11 protein-coding genes and 1 tRNA gene are annotated in these 17,038 nt (G+C 51.5%); 7 read left to right on the forward strand and 5 right to left on the reverse strand.

The features are described from left to right. Positions 1–162 precede the first annotated feature (162 nt). The 4 genes from E3U44_RS07295 to E3U44_RS07310 are packed head-to-tail and all read left to right on the forward strand — an operon-like array spanning position 163 to position 7,950. Positions 163–2,190, forward strand: coding sequence for a type I restriction-modification system subunit M (locus E3U44_RS07295; RefSeq protein WP_134357512.1), 2,028 nt, complete (start codon positions 163–165; stop codon positions 2,188–2,190). Next, complete coding sequence (locus tag E3U44_RS07300) at positions 2,187–3,419, forward strand: restriction endonuclease subunit S (RefSeq protein WP_206054917.1); 1,233 nt, start codon at positions 2,187–2,189, stop codon at positions 3,417–3,419. Before E3U44_RS07295 ends, E3U44_RS07300 begins: the two co-directional genes overlap by 4 nt. After that, on the forward strand, positions 3,420–6,677 hold the full coding sequence (locus E3U44_RS07305) for a type I restriction endonuclease subunit R (protein ID WP_134357513.1): 3,258 nt from the start codon (positions 3,420–3,422) through the stop codon (positions 6,675–6,677). Positions 6,678–6,681: 4 nt separating this feature from the next. Further along, complete coding sequence (locus E3U44_RS07310) at positions 6,682–7,950, forward strand: ISL3 family transposase (protein ID WP_134357514.1); 1,269 nt, start codon at positions 6,682–6,684, stop codon at positions 7,948–7,950. 336 nt (positions 7,951–8,286) lie between these two features. Here E3U44_RS07310 and E3U44_RS07315 read toward each other — a convergent pair. From E3U44_RS07315 to E3U44_RS07325, 3 genes are all read right to left on the reverse strand, one after another. Continuing rightward, a tRNA-Ser gene (locus E3U44_RS07315) sits at positions 8,287–8,378 on the reverse strand. Positions 8,379–8,761: 383 nt separating this feature from the next. Further along, entirely contained in the window at positions 8,762–9,418 is a 657-nt protein-coding gene (locus tag E3U44_RS07320) for a thiol:disulfide interchange protein DsbA/DsbL (protein WP_134357516.1), read from the reverse strand. 36 nt (positions 9,419–9,454) lie between these two features. Next, entirely contained in the window at positions 9,455–10,078 is a 624-nt protein-coding gene (locus E3U44_RS07325; protein WP_134357517.1) for a c-type cytochrome, read from the reverse strand. A 170-nt stretch (positions 10,079–10,248) separates the two neighbouring features. Here E3U44_RS07325 and yihA point away from each other — a divergent pair, with 170 nt between their 5' ends. Beyond that, positions 10,249–10,860, forward strand: a complete 612-nt coding sequence (yihA, locus tag E3U44_RS07330) for a ribosome biogenesis GTP-binding protein YihA/YsxC (protein WP_134359705.1) — start codon at positions 10,249–10,251, stop codon at positions 10,858–10,860. 185 nt (positions 10,861–11,045) lie between these two features. Here the strand turns inward: yihA and polA are convergent, their stop codons facing one another. After that, a complete protein-coding gene (gene polA, locus E3U44_RS07335) occupies positions 11,046–13,751 on the reverse strand; it encodes a DNA polymerase I (protein WP_134357518.1) in 2,706 nt (901 codons plus the stop codon). A 64-nt stretch (positions 13,752–13,815) separates the two neighbouring features. On the opposite strand from polA, the gene E3U44_RS07340 reads away from it, so the two are divergent. Next, entirely contained in the window at positions 13,816–14,541 is a 726-nt protein-coding gene (locus E3U44_RS07340; RefSeq protein WP_134357520.1) for an LOG family protein, read from the forward strand. Positions 14,542–14,563: 22 nt separating this feature from the next. Beyond that, positions 14,564–14,917 carry a DUF2782 domain-containing protein gene (locus tag E3U44_RS07345; protein WP_134357521.1) on the forward strand — a complete coding sequence of 118 codons (354 nt, stop codon included), beginning with the start codon at positions 14,564–14,566 and terminating at the stop codon, positions 14,915–14,917. A 179-nt stretch (positions 14,918–15,096) separates the two neighbouring features. Here the strand turns inward: E3U44_RS07345 and speA are convergent, their stop codons facing one another. Then, a complete protein-coding gene (gene speA, locus E3U44_RS07350) occupies positions 15,097–16,986 on the reverse strand; it encodes a biosynthetic arginine decarboxylase (protein ID WP_134357523.1) in 1,890 nt (629 codons plus the stop codon). Positions 16,987–17,038 lie beyond the last annotated feature (52 nt).

A 17,038-nucleotide genomic window follows, 5' to 3' on the forward strand; every position in this document is an offset into this window, starting at 1 on the left:
CACTCAAATTTGCTATAAAACAAAAATCGGCTATTTGCAATCTGAGGTTGGATTGTGGCTTTTGACAGATTGGTAGAGAAATACCTCTTTTGTGCAAAACTTGGTTGACAGCTCTCCTTCACTCATTGTACCGTTTTGTGCAAAATGAGGTTGGAGGCCAACATGAACGAATTTGCAGGATCAGCAGCTTCACAGGCTGATTTTATCTGGAAGAATGCGGAAGACCTTTGGGGTGATTTCAAGCACACAGACTTTGGTAAGGTTATATTGCCGTTCACCCTGTTGCGTCGTTTGGAGTGTGCGCTTGAGCCAACCCGTGAGGCAGTACGAGAAGCCTACAACAGCTTTAAAGATGCTGACGTAGAGCTTGATCCCATTCTTCGTTCAACGGCTGACTTCCCTTTCTACAACACCTCCGAGTATTCCCTCGGCACGCTGGGTAGCACCAAGACCCGACGCAACCTCGAAGATTATATTGCTCTGTTTTCTGATAACGCTCGGAAAATCTTTGAAGAATTCGAGTTCGGCAACACGGTGATTCGTCTGGAGCGTGCTGGCCTTCTCTATAAGATTTGCCAGAACTTCGCCAAGATCGATCTGCACCCTGATGTAGTGCCGGACCGGGTAATGAGCAACATCTATGAACACCTGATCCGCCGCTTTGGTGCAGAGGTTAATGAGGGGGCCGAGGATTTTATGACCCCGCGTGACATCGTTCACTTAGCGACCTCACTCCTGCTTGACCCAGATGACTCGCTATTTGAAGCAAGCCCTGGATTGATCAGAACCCTATATGATCCGACGTGTGGGACCGGTGGATTCCTTACCGACGCCATGAATCATGTCACCGAATATGGAAACCAGTACAAGGTCCCACCTGTACTGGTTCCCCATGGCCAAGAGTTAGAGCCGGAGACCCATGCCGTCTGTGTGGCCGGCATGCTTATTCGCCGTTTGGAGTCCGACCCTGGCCGTGATCTGTCAAAGAACATCCGTCAGGGAAGCACTCTGTCAAACGACCAGTTTTCCGGGGAACGCTTTCACTACTGCCTATCCAATCCGCCTTTTGGCAAGAAGTGGGAGAAGGATAAAGACGCCGTCGAGAAAGAGCATAAACAGGGCGAGCTGGGCCGTTTTGCGCCGGGTCTGCCCAAGATCAGCGACGGCTCTATGCTGTTCCTGATGCACCTGGCCAGCAAGCTGGAGCTGCCTAAAAATGGCGGTGGTCGGGCTGCTATCGTCTTGTCCGGTTCGCCGTTGTTCAATGGTGGTGCGGGTTCTGGTGAGTCTGAAATCCGCCGCTGGTTGCTCGAAAACGACCTGGTTGAAGCCATTGTCGCTATGCCAACGGATCTGTTCTTTCGTGCCAATATCGCCACATACCTGTGGATTCTTTCCAACAAGAAGCCGGAAGATCGCCAGGGCAAGGTGCAGTTGATCAACGCCACCGACCTGTGGACTTCTATCCGCAATGAAGGTAACAAGCGCCGCATTGTCGGCGATGATCAGCGCAGACAGATTCTGGATATTTACGCGGCAGCGGAGAGCGGTGAACTGTCCAAAATGCTGGATTACCGGACTTTCGGGTATCGCCGTATCAAAGTGCTTCGACCGCTACGGATGAAACTCGTACTAGACCAGGAAGGGCTGGATCGCCTGACATTCGAACCGGCGTGGACGAAGTTGTCACCAGACCATCAATCTTTCTGGTTGGAAGCAATCAAGCCACGGATTGGGGAAACGGTCGATTATAATTGGGCTGAAACCTTCGCCAAGGCAACCATTAAATCGGAAGATGCCAAGTCGCTGAAGGTAAAAGCCAACAAGACCTTTATCAATGCTCTGATCAGCGCCTTTGGCCACAAAGACCCGGAGGCCGAGCCGGTAACTGACGTTAAAGGAGATGTGGTTCCCGATACAGACTTGACCGATTACGAGAACGTCCCCTTCCTGGAGAATATTCGGGATTACTTCGCCCGTGAAGTTTTGCCCCATGTGCCCGATGCCTATATCGACGAAAGCTTTACCGACGACAAAGACAAGCGCCTGGGCCGCGTGGGTTACGAGATCAATTTCAACCGCTTCTTCTACCAATACCAAACACCACGCAAGCTGCACGACATTGATGCCGAGCTAAAGCAGGTAGAGGGGGAAATTGCTGATCTATTGGCTGAGGTTGCGAGCGAATGAGTCAGTATAAAGCGTATCCGGCATACAAGGATTCCGGCGTTGAGTGGATTGGGGAAGTGCCGGAGCATTGGGAGGTTAAACCTATTTGCCGTGTAGCTTCGGTCAATGATGATGTGCTTTCAGATTCGACCGATGGCGACACCCCTATTCGTTATGTTGACATATCGTCGGTGGACTATACGGATGGTATCAAGCAAGCCGCAAACATGCGTTTTGCCGATGCTCCGTCCAGAGCTAGACGTAAGGCACTTCCTGGTGATGTTGTTGTTTCGACAGTAAGAACGTATCTCAAAGCAGTAGCTGCCGTTAATGATCAATATTCCGATTGCGTTTTTTCTACCGGCTTCGCCGTTCTTAGAGCGCGAAATCTAAACTATTCCTTCCTCAAATGGATGACCCTCAATGAGCTTGTGATTCAAGCAATAGAGGCTCATTCCGAGGGATTAAGTTATCCTGCGATCAACGCGTCAGCCTTGGTAAAACTGAAAACCACCGTTCCGCCACCCGACGAACAAGTCACTATTGCGGCCTTTCTCGACCGCGAAACCGCTCGCATTGACACTCTAATCCAGAAGAAAACTCGGTTCATCGAACTTCTGAAGGAGAAGATTGTTGCGACTGCAATGGCCGAGCAAATGTATGGGGATGGTGAACTTATTCGCTTAAGATATCTGACACAAATAATTTCGAGACCTGTAGAGATAATTGACGGCGATGAATACGTTGCATTGGGACTCTACAATAGAGGGCGCGGTTTGTTTCACAAGCCGCCCACGCTAGGTAAAAATATTGGCGATTCGGACTTTTTCTATGTGAAAGAAGGTGATCTGATTCTTAGTGGGCAATTTGCTTGGGAAGGCGCTTTGACAATGGCGTCTAGTAACGAAAACGGATGCGTTGTCTCCCATCGTTACCCTGTAATTAGGGGAAAAACAGTACCAACGGAATATTTGCTCGCTCTTTTGATGACAAATTTCGGCGATTTTTTGCTAAATGAATCTTCCCGAGGGTCAGCAGGAAGAAACCGCCCACTAAACATCAACCTCCTTCTCAACGAGAAGGTGCGGATGCCATCACCCAAGGCACAACAGGATGTCAGAAGGCTCATCAATCTGAAAGCGAAGCTTGAAACTAAAGTCCTAGGCAGTATTAGGCTTCTCAAAGAGCGCCGTGCCGCTCTTATCACCGCCGCCGTAACCGGGCAAATTGATCTGCGAGGAGAGCAATAAATGGATCCGTCAGCACACCAGGAAAAGCATTTCCAGCAGTACATCGTAGATCGCTTGGTCGAACAGGGCTGGAAAGTGGGTGGCACCCAACACTATGACACCGAACGGGCAATCTACCCGGAAGACCTCGAAAGCTGGATTAAAGGCAGCGGCCAGCAAGATAAGTGGGACAAGTTGGAACGGCTCAACGGAACCAAGACGTTTGAAGTGCTGATGGATCGTCTGCATAAGGCGCTGGAAAAGCAGGGAACCATGCATGTGTTGCGTCAGGGCTTTTCGATTGCTGGTTGCGGCCTGATCGAGATGACAGAAACCGCCCCCGAGGATAAACGCAACCAGGCGGTGGTTGAGCGCTACAAAGCAAACATTCTGCGTGTGGTGCCGGAACTCAAGTACCATCCCGCCCGCGAGTTTGCCGTTGATCTGGTGCTGTTCATCAATGGCCTGCCAATGGCGACAGTCGAACTGAAAACTGACTTCACCCAGTCGGCAGAAGCGGCGATGGACCAATACCGAAATGACCGCCTGCCTTTTGACCCCAAGACCAAGCGCAAGGAACCATTGCTGACCTTCAAGCGCGGCGCGGTGGTGCATTTTGCCATGTCTGATTCAGAGATCATGATGGCGACCAAGCTGGAAGGGGAAAATACGTTCTTCCTGCCATTCAATAAGGGCAGGACGGAGGAAGACGGCGCAGTCCATGCCGGCAACCCTCCCGGCGAAATCAAGCCTGATGGCACGCAGGAATACCCGGTAGCCTATTTTTGGGAAGATGTCTGCCAGCCTGATGCCTGGCTGCGAATTTTCCACAGCTTTGTCTATGTCGAGAAAAAGGATGTGGTGGATATTCAGGGCAACTGGTCGAAGAAGGAAACCCTGATTTTCCCTCGGTTCCACCAGTGGACAGCGGTTAATGAGATGCTGGCCGATGCGCGTAAAAATGGTGCGGGCATGACATACCTGGCCGACCATAGCGCCGGTTCAGGCAAGACCAGCACCATATCATGGGCAGCCCACGATCTGGTAAAACTGCGCGAGGACAATGGCGACGCGGTCTTTAACAACGTGATCATTGTCACCGATCGCAATGTGCTTGATGGACAGCTTCAGGACGCCGTAAAGCAGATTGACCACCAGTTTGGGGTGATTGCTGCCATTGACCGGCATAAGTCCTCCAAATCCAAGAGCAAACAGCTCTCCGACGCCCTGTTAGCTGGGACGCCGATTGTCGTCGTTACCATCCAGACCTTCCCGTATGCCATGGAAGCCATTATCACGGACAAGAATCTGAAGGGTAAGAACTTCGCGGTCATCATTGATGAGGCCCATAACTCACAGACGGGCTCTACAGCGGCGAAACTCCAAGCTGCCCTGGGCATGAGTGGGCAGGGGAGAATGTCTACCATGACGGTGGACGAGCTGTTGGAACAGCTGCAAAAGTCGCGTTCGCGTCCCGCCAATATCAGCTATTTTGCGTTCACCGGCACGCCGAAGCACTCCACGCTGATGCTGTTTGGCCGTCCGCAAGATCCGAATCAGCCTGTATCCGACGACAATCCACCGGTTGCTTTTCATAAGTACACCATGCGCCAGGCTATTGAGGAAAAATTCATCCTCGATGCTCTCAAAGGCTACGTTACCTACCAGACGGCTTTTAACCTTTCCAAGCAGCTTGAAGACAGCAAACGCGTCAGTGGCAAAGCGGCAAAACGCGCCCTCGCGCAATGGATGGCACTCCATCCAACGAACGTGACCCAGAAAGTGCAATTCATTATTGAGCACTTTACCAAGAATGTTGCACACCGGTTGGATGGCAAGGCAAAGGCTATGGTCGTGACAAGCTCTCGTGCCGCCGCTATTCGCTACAAAAAAGCCTTTGACCGTTATATCGAGCAGCATAGCGAATATGGGTTTATTCATTCATTGGTGGCCTTCTCCGGCAAGATGACCGGTAAACAGGTAATGCACCAGGACGATGGTGCATTCAAAGAGGATATCTTTCTTGTTGATGAAAACGAGGAGTTTACCGAGCAAAGCATGAACCCGGATGCGCAGGGTCAGGATTTGAGATTTGCCTTTGACCGCCCTGAATACCGGGTCATGTTGGTAGCCGACAAATTCCAGACGGGTTTTGACCAGCCCAAGCTGATGGCGATGTACGTGGATAAGAAAATCGCCAATCATGTGGAGATCGTGCAAACCTTCGCACGCTTGAACCGGACCGCTCCCGGCAAGGATGAGGTCTTTATCATCGACTTTGTGAATGATCCAGACAATGTGCGAACGGCCTTTGAGACCTATGATCAAGGTGCACACATTGACGAAGTGCAAGACCTCAATGTGGTTTATGAGATCAAGGAGCGTCTGGACGAACACGGCCTATACGATGAAAAGGATCTGGCTGCATTCAAAGACGCCAGATTCAAGACCATTCGCGATATTACTCACGCCAAGTCGCCACAACATAAGGAGTTGTATGCGGCCACCAGCCGGGCCACGACTCTGTATAACGACAAGATGAAAATGCTTCGTGATGGCATGGCGACCTGGGAGGCTGTCTTTGAAAAAGCTCACGCGAAAGGGGATGAGGCAGGAATGAAGTCTGCTGACCATCACCAGGATGAATACGCGGAGCAAATCAAGGCGCTCATCGGTTTTAAGTCTGATCTTGGGCGTTTCTGCCGCACCTATTCCTATGTTGCCCAACTGATCGACTTTGGAGACCCGGAGTTAGAGAACTTCGCCGCCTTCGCCAAGTTGCTGCAAAAGCGCCTGCTTCACGAAGCGCCGGAAACAGTCGATCTGACCGGCCTTGTTCTCACCGGCTTTGATATAAAGGGACGCCCTGACGATGAAAACGAAGATGGGGAGACGCCAGTGCTCCAGCCTGTTGGTCCCGGTGGCGGCGGTGGCGTTGGTGATAAGCCTAAGTTCGTAAAAGAGATCGTAGACCGACTCAATAGCCTTTTTGGTGAGGCGACGCCAATTCAAGATCAGGTTGCCTTCGTCAATCAGATCAAGTCAATCACCGGTGAAAACGATGTCGTGATGGCTCAGGTCGAGAGCAATACACGGGAACAGGCACTAAAAGGCAATTTGCCCGGCGCGGTTCAACAGGCTGTTGTCCGTGCCCTGTCAAGCCACCAGAAACTGGCAACCCAGGTGCTCAAATCCGACCATCAGGGCATGACCGCGCTGGTAGACGTGGTGTACGACATATTGCGCGAAGGCAAAGACCTCGACTTGAATATGGATTAGGCCAATGCTTGACCTGCTCAATCTACCTGGCATTAAGCCGGTGGATATGTATAAAGAAAGCAAGGCGCTCATTATCGTGGCCGTACCAGAAACTGTTGAGGTTCCTGTTTGCGGGGATTGCAATATCCCGATGCACAAGCATGGCACTCGCAAAAACAAGTTCTCGGATACGCCGCTGTATATGGAGCCGGTGCGCCTTGAAATTCAGCGCCCCCGCTTTCGCTGCGAATCTTGCGGCAAGATGGCGATGCCTGAACTGAGCTTTCTTGATGATAAGCGCCGCGCTACCAAACGCTTGGTGGACGTAATCCGACAACAGTGCCTGAGCATGACGTTCCGTGCTTTGGCAGAACAAACTGGTGTGGCTGTAAACACCGTCAAGAACATTGCGCACGACCTGATCGATGAGCTAGCCCAAACCGTTCGATATGAAACCCCAGTCATCATGGGTATCGATGAGGTAAATCTTGCCGGTGGCTATCGCTGTGTCATTACCAACCTGGCGACCAATAACGTGTTCGATATGCTAGAGCACAGAACGCAGGAGCATTTGAAACCGTTCTTCAGGGAGTTGCCGGACAAAGATAAGGTGGAGTGGGTCTGCACTGATATGTGGAGGCCCTTCAAGCGATCCTTTGCGCAGTATCTCCCGAATGCCAAGCTGGTCATCGACAAGTTTCACGTCGTCAAAATGGCTTCTGAAGCGCTGGAGGAAGAGCGCAAAAAGTATCAGTCACAATTGAGTAAAGAGCAGCGAATTTACGTCAAAAAATCCATACGCTGGCTGACTCTGAAGCGCCCCGAAAATCTGACACCCACAGAGCAAAAAGCGTTGCAGGTCGTGCGCCAGGCTATTCCAGAGCTTGCTGTCGCCTACGACTTCAAGGAAAGCTTCTTCGGGATTTACGATGAGCCTGATAAACAAAAGGCTCAGAATGCGTTTGAAGCCTGGGAGAACACTTTGCCTATGCAGGGACTACAGTCGTTCAGGAGATTGGCCAAAACAGTCCATAACCATCACGACGACATTTTTGCTTACTGGGATGCGCCATTCCCGATCATTAATGCCTATACCGAAGGGCTGAACGGGCTGATCAAGATGAGCAACCGTTTGGGTAGAGGCTATAGCTACCACATCATCCGAGCAAAGACGCTGTATTCAAAAGAAGCTCGGAAGGTCGGGACTGGTATTCGTGCTGGGCGTGAAAAGGTGGAGTATGGGCCTCACATACCGACACTCCTCAAGCAGGCGGAGAGCGGTGACCTGGATTAGAAATACACTCTGGAATCAGAATCCAACCAAGTATTCATCAGTTGAATGTTTTAAAGAGTTACGAAATCCAACCAGGCATGCTCAACAAATAGAAGGATGTTCAGGGGTGGTGATTAGGAAATTCCAACCCTGTTTTGCAAATAGCCCAAAAATCTTTAAATGCGGCAGAGGTAGAGTTAATTGGGTAGGCAGTAAAAATAGGCTGACCCACCCCTGGGCTAGCTTTTTCTTCATTCCTTGCCAGACAGGCACTATAAAAAAATGGGGTACAGGCGTGGGTAGATAAATATTTTTGAAATATAATTATTTTAAAATCAAAAAGTTAATATAAATATATGGCGGAGAGGGCGGGATTCGAACCCGCGTGGGCTGCAATAGCCCCAACCGATTTCGAGTCGGTGCCGTTGTGACCGCTTCGGTACCTCTCCTTCACTTATATAGAATACCTGCTATAGGCAGTGAACACCAAGCGATGTGCAAAGGGAGCCAGAAATGTCCTTCTGGCTCCGGTGAGCTAAGAAGCCCTTAGAATCTTTTGATTGGGGGTTTCCCTTTCCATTTCAATGGTGCGCATTGCTAAGCTTTAGGCACCCTACAAAACTCCCGCTCAAAAATTTGGTGGATGCGCTGCGCTTATCCACCCTACACCACGACAAAACCTCGGGCTGTAGAAGATGTAACGGAACCCACCGTTGCTTGTTAATTCTCCTATATTCGCGTGCATTTGCGGCTAAAAGCCAGATCTAGAGTATCTCCCCTATCTATTTTTCTGGCTCCTGTCGGTCGGTTCGGGGGGTGCAACGAAAGCCATCTATTTAGCAGCCGCAGTCTGGCTTGAAGGACCCCCTTGGGCGATGAGGTAGTCGACGACTTTAAGCATGTCCTCAAAGCTGCCCGCCATGCTGGCATCGGTGCGGTATTTACCATTGATAATCATCGCTGGAACGCCGGTAATTCCAGAGGTCCTGGTGATAACGACAGCTTGTTGAACCTTGCCCTGGACGGCGAAAGATTCGAAGGTCTGCAAGAAGTCTTCTTTTGGAACTCCGAGGGTCGCAAAAAAATTTGCCACTTCTTGTTTGGTTTTGAGCGGGCGTTTTTCCAGATGGAGGGCATCGAATAAGGGGCGGTGGACTTTGTCCAGCACGCCCAATGCTTCGGCGGTATAGAAGGCTTGGGCATGAAGTAACCATGAGTCCCGAAATACCGCAGGGACCCGAATAAAGGCCACCTGCTCCGGTTGCGCTTCTGCCCACTGTTCCAGAAGGGGCTCAAAACGGTAACAGTGGGGGCAGCCATACCAAAACATCTCAACCACCTCTGTCTTCCCCGGTTGGAGGGGATGGAGGGGAGGGTTCACCGTTTTATAGTGCACCCCCTCTGTGAAAGTCGAATCCGCCGCTGCCACCCATGGAGAGATAAGCAGTAGGGAAAGTGATAGGAGCAACCCGTGGGCAAATCGCAACATATTTTAAGAGTCCCTCACAGTGAAAGAAGCCCGATGCTACTCTGCTGCGTGTAAACCTGACACGTAGTGGGAAACCGCAGTGATCTCTTCATCGGTCATTTTCTTTGCCGCCCCTCGCATCATCTCGTTCAGGTCGTTGGCACGTTCACCACTGCGGTAGCTCTTGAGTTGAGTCGCTATATATTGGGCATGCTGCCCTGAAAGGCGCGGCCAACTTGCTGCCGGGTTACCCTGACCCGCCGGCCCGTGGCAGGCCATGCAAGCGGGAACGCCGCTTTCTTTGTTGCCTTGCTGGTACACTTTCTCTCCCAGCTCAACATATTGCTCGGGGGTAGCGCCTTCGGCAATGGTTTGGCTAGAGTAATAGGCAGCCAGATTAGCCACATCTTCATCACTAAGGCTGGCCGCCATCGATGACATAATCGCGTTTACTCGAGCCCCAGACCGATAATCCTGTAACTGTTTTTTAAGATAAGTTGCGTGCTGGCCGGCAAGTTTGGGCCACTCGGGGCTGGGGCTGTTGCCGTCAAGGCCATGGCAGCTTTGGCAGGGCATGGCTGTGGTTGCGCCAGCTTCCGGATCGCCGGTCACCATGACAGCGCCAGAAGAGGAGACAAATAGGATACAGGCAGCGGCAACTGCGAAACGTTTCAATATCATTAACAGATCCTCAGTTCTTGGTAATATTTGCAAAGATGACCACGCCAAAGCATCTTCAAAATTGGTGTGCATGCTACACTGCCTGGAAATATTTTTCTAGCCTGTTGCAGTGACCTAAAGGCAATATCTATGCCTTTGGAGCGCAGTGCTTTTTGAACTGGAGAATGGCGATAAATCCTCTTTACCATAAGGCCCGTTATCAGGGGAGTGCCTACACTTTATCCCAGTTGCCTCCGGATAAGGGGATGGAGGTGGCTTTTGCAGGACGCTCCAATGTAGGAAAATCAAGCGCTATCAATGCCATTACCAATATTAGGGGATTGGCGAGAACCAGCAAGACCCCCGGGCGCACTCAAATGATCAATTTTTTTCAGCTAGATGCCCGCCGCTGTCTGGTAGATCTCCCCGGTTATGGCTATGCCAAGGTGCCTGAGACGGTGAAACGGCAATGGCGGCAGACTCTAAGTAATTATCTAGAGTGGCGCCAGTCTTTGTGTGGCATCGTGTTGGTCATGGATATTCGGCGCCTCTTCCAGCCTTTTGATCTCCAGATGTTGGAATGGTGCCGTGCCCGGGGTTTGCCGGTTTGTATATTGTTGACGAAGAGCGATAAGTTAAAGCGAGGGGCGGCAAAACAGGCCTTGGAGAAAGTAACAGCGCATCTGCAGGAAGCTTTTCCCGCGGCAAGGGCGCAGCTATTTTCTGCCCACAATCGGATCGGGGTTGAGGCCATCCAGGCCCAGTTAGATAGGTGGTTTGAATTGGATGGATCACCGCCATAAAAAAGCCCCGGTTCAAGGGGAAAACCGGGGCAATCGTTGGTCCGGCTTAGGGGGCTCCGGACCAAAGGATCATCCCGCCCAGGGAGGAGGGCGGGAGAGTGCGACCTTTTTATGGTGCACTCACTTAGTTAAAGACCAACCCCCGAAGAGAAAGTTCAACAAAATTTCCAAGCAGCGATTTTTTATTAATGGGCTTCGTCCCAGTTGGTGCCGCTACCCATCTCTACAATGAGCGGCACCTTGAGTTGGGCGGCTCCGGCCATGTTTTTCCGGATGGCTGCAGCAGTAGGGTCCAATTCCTCTTCGGCAACTTCAAATACCAGTTCATCGTGAACCTGCATGATCATGCGGGCATTGCCCCCCTGTTTTTGCAGCCACTGATCCGCACGAAGCATGGCCCGCTTGATAATATCTGCTGCCGTGCCTTGCATGGGGGCATTAATGGCCATGCGCTCGGCTTGGTTGCGACGTTGCGCTTGCCGGGAGTGGATTTCAGGGAGATAAAGACGCCGGCCGAAGAGGGTTTCCACATACCCTTTTTGGCGGGCTTGCTGGCATATGGCATCCATATAGGCCTTAACGCCGGGGTAACGGTGAAAGTAGCGCTCTATGTAGTGTTGCGCGGCCCCGCGGCTGATTCCTAGTTGCTGGGCAAGACCATGGGCTGACATCCCATAGATCAGACCAAAATTGATGGCCTTGGCGCTGCGCCGCTGCTCTGGGGTCACCCCTTCCAGGGGAGTACGGAAAATTTCGGCGGCAGTCCGTTGGTGGATGTCTTCTCCCGCTTCGAAGGCAGCGAGCAGGCCTTCATCGTCGGAAAGATGGGCCATAATGCGCAGTTCAATCTGGGAGTAGTCGGCGGCCAGCAAGCAGTACCCTGGCGGGGCGATAAAGGCTTGGCGAATCCGTCGGCCTTCAGTACTGCGGATGGGGATGTTCTGTAAGTTGGGATCTGAAGAAGAGAGCCGTCCGGTGGCCGTGACCGCTTGATGGTAGGAGGTATGAACGCGTCCTGTATGGGGGTTGACTTGCAAAGGCAGGCGATCCGTATAGGTGGACTTAAGTTTGCTTAAGGTGCGATATTCGAGGAGCAATTGGGGAAGGGGATAATTAAGGGCCAGCTCTTGTAATACTGTCTCTGCCGTGGAGGGTTGTCCGGTAGGGGTTTTGCGGGTAATCGGCAGTTTCAGCTTATCGTAGAGGATGACCTGAATTTGCTTGGGCGAGGCGAGATTAAACGGTTCTCCGGCAAGCTCAAAGGCTTCTCGCTCAATTTTTTTTAGGCGTGCTGTGAGCTCCGCGCTATGGGCTTTAAGCTGGGCCACGTCTATCTGGACTCCGTTGCACTCCATGCGTGAAAGTACGGGGATAAGGGGAATTTCCAGCTCTTGGTAGAGACGGCAGAGAAGTTCCTCCTGTTGGAGACGGGGCCAGAAGTAGTGGTGAAGCTGGAGGCAGATATCGGCATCCTCCGCCGCATAGCAGGTGGCCGTGTCAATGGGAACCTGATTGAAGGCCAATTGCTTGGCCCCTTTGCCAGCCACTTCTTCATAGGAAATGGTGCTCCGTTGGAGGTACTTGAGGGCCAACGAATCCATATTGTGACGACTAGCGGTACTATGAAGGACATAAGACTCCAACATGGAGTCGTGGCGAATGCCCTCCAGCTCAATCCCATAATTGGCCAGCACATTGCGATCGAATTTGAGGTTTTGTCCCACTTTCCCCCGGTTCGAATCTTGTAGCAGGGGCTTGAGCCGTGCTAAAACCTGTTCACGGGCTAACTGGGGGGGGGCGGTGTCATAGTCATGACCTAGGGGGACATAAGCGGCCTCCTTTGGCTTGATAGCGAAAGAGAGGCCGACAATTTCAGCTTCTATGTAGTCCAAGCGGTTAGTTTCCAGGTCAAAGGCAAATAGTTCAGCGGTTTCCAAGCGTTTTATCCAGTGCTCGAAGTGTTCCTGGGAAAGTACCGTCTCATACAGGGGAGAGGAGTCCGTTGAGGTTTTAGGGAGTGGGTCGTGATCTTGCTCTTTTTCCAAGAGTTCCCGTAGCCAAGTCTTGAATTCCAGGGTGCTATACAGTTCCCGCAGCGTAGGGATATCGGGCGGCTGGCGTTGCAGGTCTTTAGGACCTAGTTCTAGGGAGAGATCCCGGCGAACAGTGGCCAATTGTCTTGCTAAGGGAAGTTGGGCCAGATGGAGGCGTAGATTTTCCCCCACCTTGCCTTTGATTTCCTGGGCGTGAGCCATGATTTGGTCTAGATCGTGGTACTGGTCAAGCAGTTTGGCGGCCGTTTTGGGGCCTATTCCGGGGATACCGGGGATATTGTCTACCGGATCACCCACCAGTGCCAGGTAGTCGATAATTTGTTCTGGGAAAACATGAAACTTAGCTTTCACGCCGGCGGGATCCAGCTTGGACCGGTTCATACTGTTTACCAGGCTCACCTGGTGGTTGACAAGCTGGGCCAAGTCTTTATCGCCACTAGAAATCAGGGTCTCTAGGTGTTGATCGGAGGCTTGTTGGGCTAAGGTGCCGATGACATCATCGGCTTCAACCCCTTCCACACAGAGCAGAGGTAAGCCGAGGGCCTGGATAAGATCGTGGAGGGGGGGGATCTGGCAGGCAAGTTCCTCAGGCATGGGGGGACGATGGGCCTTGTACTGTTCAAACAGCTCATCGCGAAATGTTTTACCCTTGGCATCGAAAATGGCCGCTACGTATTGGGGCTGATACGCATCGAGCAGCTTGCGCAGCATATTTATGACCCCGTAGACTGCCCCTGTAGGTTGGCCCTTAGACGTGGTTAAGGGAGGCAGCGCGTGGAAAGCGCGAAAGAGATAGGAGGAGCCGTCAATTAGTATAAGAACTGAATTTTTTGCCATGTTTACTTTTAAATAAGGTTGATCAAAATAGCAAGGATTAATACCCCGAGATCAGGACACTTGAATGGATAAACAACATAAACGTTCTTTTGCCGAACGAACGGCTGTCAATGACTCTTTGCTTACTCGAGAGTCATGGAAAGTATTCCAAATCATGGCTGAATTCGTGGAAGGATTTGAACGTTTAGCCACTATCAAGCCTTCAGTCAGTATTTTTGGTTCAGCGCGTATGGTCCCTGGGCATCCCTATTATCAGCTAACTGAGGAGATTGCTCGGGCCCTATCTGACGCGGGGTTTAGTGTCATCAGTGGTGGTGGTCCTGGTCTTATGGAGGCCGCCAATAAAGGGGCTTTCATGGGGGCATCTCCCAGCGTAGGCCTCAATATTAGCCTGCCCCATGAGCAGGTGGCTAACGAATATCAGGATGTGGCGGTCAATTTCCGCCATTTTTTCTCCCGTAAGGTGATGTTTGTGAAATATGCTTCGGCCTACGTGGTGCTGCCGGGAGGGTTTGGAACCCTGGATGAGTTGGCAGAGATTCTAACTTTAGTGCAGACCGGTAAGTCGCGACGTATCCCTATTCTCCTGGTGAGCTCATCCTTTTGGGCGGGATTAATGGATTGGTTTAAAAAACACCTAGTAGAGGAAGGGATGATCGATTCCCATGATCTGGATTTGTTTAAGGTATTAGACAAACCTCAAGAGGTCGTGGATGCTATCTTTAGCTATTATGAGAGTCGCGGCTTTGAGCCCTCGGCAGAAGAGCGTGAGCGACTGCTCGATCTGTAAGCAACATTTTAGAGAACAGCCTATGCTTATTTCTTATAATAAGGTTTTGATTTATACACATTTCTTATGGCTTCTACTCGTCTCTACGCCGGTTTTGACAGAAGAGCCGGAAGATCTTTTGCCGCTCCCTGATTTGCCCTCCTTGCCTGAGCAGTCCGAAGTCATTGAGCCTGAAATTAGAATCATTCAAAAGGGGGAGGACCTGGTGGAAGAGTATCGCCTCAATGGAAAACTCTATCAGATCAAGGTGACTCCTAGAATTGGTCCTCCCTATTATCTTGTGGATGCGGATGGTGACGGGGACTTTGATAAACGCTTTGAAGGACCCGTCGATTCCGGCATGCTGATCCCCAGTTGGGTGCTGTTTCGTTGGTAAAGTGTAGAGCCACCTGGTGAATGGAGGCACGGAGCTGAGAAGCCATTTTAAAAATAGGAATTTTGTGCTAAGACCCGGCGAGGTGCGCTTGAGAAGCGCAGTGTATGCACTCATCCATGGGCATTCCAAAACGCGCCGTAACCCTGTATCGGCGCTAAAGGGCATTTTAAAACGGCTTGTTAGTCTTCTAGGTAGGTGTATCCGCTTAACCCTGCTTCTAGCTCCTGAAGATACAGGCGGCGCTGGCTATCATCAAGGGCGGCTTGGTTGAGTTTCGCATGTAAATGTTCCTTTATTTCTGTGGCATCGAAGCGCACTTGATGGAGGACTGATTCTACCGTATCTCCTTTCAGGGGATGCAGCAAACGGAAGCCTGTTTGCCCATCTGCTTCTACATGGACTGAGTCCGTGGCGCCAAATAAATTATGAATATCGCCGAGGATTTCCTGGTATGCGCCCACCAAAAAAAACCCTAATAGATAGGGTTCACCTGGAGTGAAGGGGTGCAGAGGCAGACTAGTTTCAATCCCTTCCCCATCCACATAAAGATCAATACGCCCATCAGAATCACAGGTGAGGTCTTCGATCCAGACCCGCTCGGTGGGCGGTTGGGCTAAGCGGTGCAAGGGCACGATAGGGAAAATCTGATTAATGGCCCAGGCGTCAGGCATAGAGCGAAATAGGGAAAAGTTGCAAAAAACCTTGGCCGTGAGTTTTCCTTCTAACTCGTCCAAGATTTCCCGGTGGGCCCGGACTTGGGGGTTGAGAAAGGAGCGAATCCGACGGCAGAGGGTAAAATAGAGTTGTTCAGCTTGGGCCCGCTGTTCCAAACTCAGAATTCCATAATTAAACATTTCTAACGCATCAGCGATACCTTGGCTGGCATCGTGATAGGCTTCAATAGCTGAGCGTCGGGTGAGTCCTTGATAGCTCTGCCATAATCCTTGGATGACAGGGGGATCATCGGCAAGGGGGGGAGGTGGTTCTCCTTTGCCAGGGGCCGGTTGCGTGTCGATGATGTTGCTGATAAGGACCGCATGGTGGGCTGTCATGGCCCGCCCCGCTTCGGTAATGATCTCCGGGTGGGGGAGTTGATGGGTCTGACAAATTTCCCACAGCCCATGGACGATTTTATAGGCATATTCCGAGAGGGTGTAGTTAGTGGAGCAGAAACCGCGGGTATGGGTTCCATCGTAATCCACGCCTAGCCCCCCGCCCACGTCGACACTACATAGGGGGACACCGAGTTCGCGCAAGGTGGCGTAATAGCGTCCCGCTTCCCGGATGCCCCGTTGGATATCTGCAATATTGGGAAGCTGCGAGCCCATATGAAAATGCAGCAGGGTCAGACAATCGATCATGTCCATCTGACGGAGTCGCTGGAGCATGGCAAGCACCTGTGCAGAGGAAAGGCCAAATTTCCCTTTCTCGCCTCCCGTGTTTTGCCATTTGCCTTTTCCTATAGAGGCGAGGCGAACTCGCACTCCTAGGAGAGGTTTCACCTTTAAAGCCCGGGCTTCAGCAATAATGTGTTCCAGCTCTGAGGGTTTTTCGACCACCAGATAAATCCGTAGCCCTAATTGCCGCCCCATCAAGGCCAGGCGGATATATTCCCGGTCTTTATAGCCGTTGCAAATGAGCGGGGCCCCAGGCCTAGATAAGGCCATGACGGCCAACAATTCGGGTTTACTGCCCGCTTCTAATCCCATGTGTTCCGGGTCCGCCGCTAGGATTTCCTTGACCACCTGCCGCTGTTGGTTCACTTTGATAGGGTAGACCGCGCTAAAGGAGCCTTGATAACGGGTAGCAGTCATCGCCTCACTAAAGGCAGCTCGCAAACTCTTGGCACGGTGGTGCAAGATCCCGGAAAAGCGCACCAGAACAGGTAAAGATAGCCCTGCCTTCAGGAGCGCCTGACCGACCTGATAAAGGTCTATTGTGGTCGAGCTATTCGGGCCTTCGGGGCGAACCATGAGGTGACCCTGAGCGTTGATATCGAAATAACCTTCGCTCCATTGGGCAATATTATAGAGTTCTTGAGCGTGGTGGATACTCCAATTTGCTGACATAGCGGCGTTTTTATTTCAGGGGATAGTAGGATTCTCGGGATTATGGTTTGTT

The sequence above is a fragment of the Nitrosococcus wardiae genome (assembly GCF_004421105.1).
Taxonomy (GTDB): domain Bacteria; phylum Pseudomonadota; class Gammaproteobacteria; order Nitrosococcales; family Nitrosococcaceae; genus Nitrosococcus; species Nitrosococcus wardiae.

Coding starts and splice junctions, on each gene's coding strand:
- speA (WP_134357523.1), bottom strand. CDS start 16,986: ATGTCAGCAAATTGGAGTATCCACCACGCTCAAGAACTCTATAATATT.
- E3U44_RS07345 (WP_134357521.1), top strand. CDS start 14,564: ATGCTTATTTCTTATAATAAGGTTTTGATTTATACACATTTCTTATGG.
- E3U44_RS07310 (WP_134357514.1), top strand. CDS start 6,682: ATGCTTGACCTGCTCAATCTACCTGGCATTAAGCCGGTGGATATGTAT.
- E3U44_RS07325 (WP_134357517.1), bottom strand. CDS start 10,078: ATGATATTGAAACGTTTCGCAGTTGCCGCTGCCTGTATCCTATTTGTC.
- E3U44_RS07320 (WP_134357516.1), bottom strand. CDS start 9,418: ATGTTGCGATTTGCCCACGGGTTGCTCCTATCACTTTCCCTACTGCTT.
- polA (WP_134357518.1), bottom strand. CDS start 13,751: ATGGCAAAAAATTCAGTTCTTATACTAATTGACGGCTCCTCCTATCTC.
- E3U44_RS07300 (WP_206054917.1), top strand. CDS start 2,187: ATGAGTCAGTATAAAGCGTATCCGGCATACAAGGATTCCGGCGTTGAG.
- E3U44_RS07295 (WP_134357512.1), top strand. CDS start 163: ATGAACGAATTTGCAGGATCAGCAGCTTCACAGGCTGATTTTATCTGG.
- E3U44_RS07340 (WP_134357520.1), top strand. CDS start 13,816: ATGGATAAACAACATAAACGTTCTTTTGCCGAACGAACGGCTGTCAAT.
- E3U44_RS07305 (WP_134357513.1), top strand. CDS start 3,420: ATGGATCCGTCAGCACACCAGGAAAAGCATTTCCAGCAGTACATCGTA.